Source organism: Streptomyces alkaliphilus, from assembly GCF_014141535.1.
Classification (GTDB): Bacteria; Actinomycetota; Actinomycetes; order Streptomycetales; family Streptomycetaceae; genus Streptomyces; species Streptomyces alkaliphilus.
The window spans coordinates 1-2,617 of record NZ_VKHT01000742.1; the positions used below are offsets into that span (position 1 = coordinate 1).

Sequence of the window (2,617 nt, forward strand, 5' to 3'; positions counted from 1 at the left end):
GGGAGGGGACTGGTCACGGCCCGTTTCGGGACGGGTCTGGCCGACCTTAGCTGGCCCGACCGCGACCGTCTGACAGTCCTCCTGAACCCCTCCGACCCCGAGGACCCCGGGACTCCCGACAGCCCGCAGGCCCCCCGGGGCTTCCCCGTCCCGGGCGCCGAGGGGCCGGTGAGCACGGCCGGCGAGGCGATGGCCATCGCCGTCGCCTACGCCGACCGCTTCCACCCCGACCTCGTGCGCGGCGCCGTTCCCTCGGCCGACCCCGTCGGCGCGGACGCCGGGCACGGATGGCTGGTTCGGTGGCGCCACCGGACCGGGGACGGCCTGCTGCTCCCCACCCGCCTGGACGTCCGGATCGAACCGGGCGGAACCCTCACCGCACTGTGGCTGGACCGCACGACGATCCCCGACCCGCCGGCTGTTCACCTCACCGAGATCGAGGCGTGGGAAGTGCTGGAGGAACACCTGTCGCTGCGGGTGGAGGACGCCGACACAGCCGATGCCTCCCTGGTGGCCGAACGTCCCCGGGACGCCCCGGACGGCGACGAGTGGCGGGCACACTGGCTGCTGCTCATGAGCGTCGGGGACGAGATGATCCACGCGGTGGTGGACGCCACCACCGGCACCCCGGTCGGGACCGACCGCTTTCCCTCCTCGCGGACCCTCGACCGCACCGACCTCCCCACCTCCCGGAGCCGGTGACGTCGGGGACGGACCACCACGCCCTGTCGTCATCCGCCGACTCCGGAAGACCTCCCCTTCCTCTACCGTGGTGGGGCGAACAACACGGCTCCTCCTCTTCGGCCCGTTCCAGGGCGTGGATCCGCATCAGGTCGTGCATGCGGTACCGGTGGGCGCGCACCTCTTGCACGAGGTGTGCCTCCGTCAGTCTCCGCAACCGTGCCCGGTGCTCGGAAAGGGCTCGCCGAGCAGGGCGGCGAGCGCCTGGACCCCGATGTCCGGGCCCGAGTGGAGGGAGAAGAGGCGGAAGGCCCGACGGTCCTCCTCCGACAGGGCCCGATGGGGCCGGGAGAAGACGCCCCGGGTGTCGCTCAACCCGTCCCGGGTGGAGGCCACCGTATCCACTTCCCGTTGTTCACGGGCCACCTCATCGGCCGGTTCTCCCGGGGTGAGGTGCGGCCTGCTCGCCGCCCGTTCACCCACGACCCGCAGCCGCCTTCCGGCCCGAATGGTCGAGGGTGTGAATATCTCCTGTTTCCAAATGCGCGACGGAATCGTGACATGAGGCGAAAAGTTCATCGAAGGTCGGCCGCTCCGTCATCACACGCCTCCTGGATGATCGCTCGCATTCGGGCCGGTAGACGCACGATCTTCTCGTGCTGCGCAATCGGACTCCGTGCCCCCACCTCCGCCAGCGTATCGTGGTCCGTGACCTCCCAACCCTGTAAGAGCAGGTCACCCGTCTCCTCGTCGATCCATACGGAGGGACAGTTTCCCCCGTTCGTGTCGGGGTCGATGCCGATGAACCTCAACGCCATGCTTCCTCCCTGTGTCAACTTCCCGGTCGGGTGACCAGGGTGGTGGGGGGTCGGTCTCCTGTAAAGGGCGAGAACCGTACATTTTTTGATCCCGCTGTGTGGGTGTGCACCAAGGAGCGAAGAGGTTCGGGTGATGCTCGGGCGGGTGATCGGGGAATCCGGAGATCACCGTTGTTCATGCAAAAAGATATATGTGTGATTATGGTTTCGGGTGGGTCTCCTTCGAGTCCATGCCCTCCGGGGTATGAGGGTGATGAACGGTGAGAGCGGTGAGGGAGGCGCGTCGGTGGGTGGGTGGCCGTCAGGGGCCCTCCGCCGGAGCTCCGGGGCGGTCCGTGTCGACCGCCCCGGACCGAGGGGTGCGGTCGAGTGAGCACTCGTCGACCCCGCCGCTCCCGGGAGGGGACACCCTTCCCGCGAATGAATGTACGAGATTAGTCATTGCCCTTGAATTCCGTCATCGGCGTTTCGGTCTTCCGACGTGCGAATGAGACAGGTTTGCCCGCGGAGTGGCGTAAAGGAATTCCCGGACGGGAACATGTGGCCCGCACGTCTGCCCGTATCGGGAGGAAACGACCGTGGACACCACGCAGGTGGGCGGCGACGGCCACCGCGCCGAGCCGCTTCACCACACCGAACACCACCACGGGTGGGTGTGGGAGCGGCTGACCGATGTCGCCGTTCCCGCCGACGAGTTCGCGGTCGTTCAACACGCCTACGTCCATGAACGGACCACCGGCGCGGAGACCGGATGGATGTCCCACGCCGTCGCCTGCCTGAGACGCCCCGGCGGCCGGGGGCACGTCCTCGTCCTCGTCGGTCGGCCGGGCACCGGCCGTCGCACCACCGCCCTGCGGGTCCTGCACGACGTCGGTCTGCCGCACGAGCGAATCCGGGAGCTGGTCGCCGACTGGGAGCGTCCGCGTGTCGGCCGACTGCCCCACCGGCCCGGGCACGGCTTCGTGCTGGACCTCGGCCGCGAGGAGGAGTTGCCCGAGGACTTCTGCCGGGGCCTGGCCGAGTACCGGCGCCGGGCGGTGGAGACCGACACCTTCCTGATCCTCCTGGTGACGCCCTCCGTCCGGGCCCCGGGGCTCCCCGACTCCCTGCCCCGGCTC

General features: G+C 69.2%; 2 protein-coding genes and 2 pseudogenes. 2 read left to right on the forward strand and 2 right to left on the reverse strand.

Going from position 1 to position 2,617, the window contains the following annotated elements:
• Positions 1-702: pseudogene (locus FNQ90_RS19215) on the forward strand (hypothetical protein); the annotation flags it as partial.
• A 183-nt stretch (positions 703-885) separates the two neighbouring features.
• On the opposite strand, the gene FNQ90_RS19220 reads toward FNQ90_RS19215, so the two are convergent.
• The gene (locus FNQ90_RS19220) at positions 886-1,077 is read right to left on the reverse strand and encodes a hypothetical protein (protein WP_182607511.1); all 192 of its coding nucleotides are present in this window, start codon (positions 1,075-1,077) and stop codon (positions 886-888) included.
• Between the two features lie 179 nt (positions 1,078-1,256).
• A complete protein-coding gene (locus tag FNQ90_RS19225; protein ID WP_182607512.1) occupies positions 1,257-1,499 on the reverse strand; it encodes a hypothetical protein in 243 nt (80 codons plus the stop codon).
• A 578-nt stretch (positions 1,500-2,077) separates the two neighbouring features.
• Here FNQ90_RS19225 and FNQ90_RS19230 point away from each other — a divergent pair.
• Positions 2,078-2,617 (forward strand): annotated as a pseudogene (locus tag FNQ90_RS19230) (hypothetical protein); the annotation flags it as partial.

Excerpts from the sequence above, each read along its gene's own strand:
- FNQ90_RS19225 (WP_182607512.1), bottom strand. The coding sequence starts at position 1,499 with ATGGCGTTGAGGTTCATCGGCATCGACCCCGACACGAACGGGGGAAAC.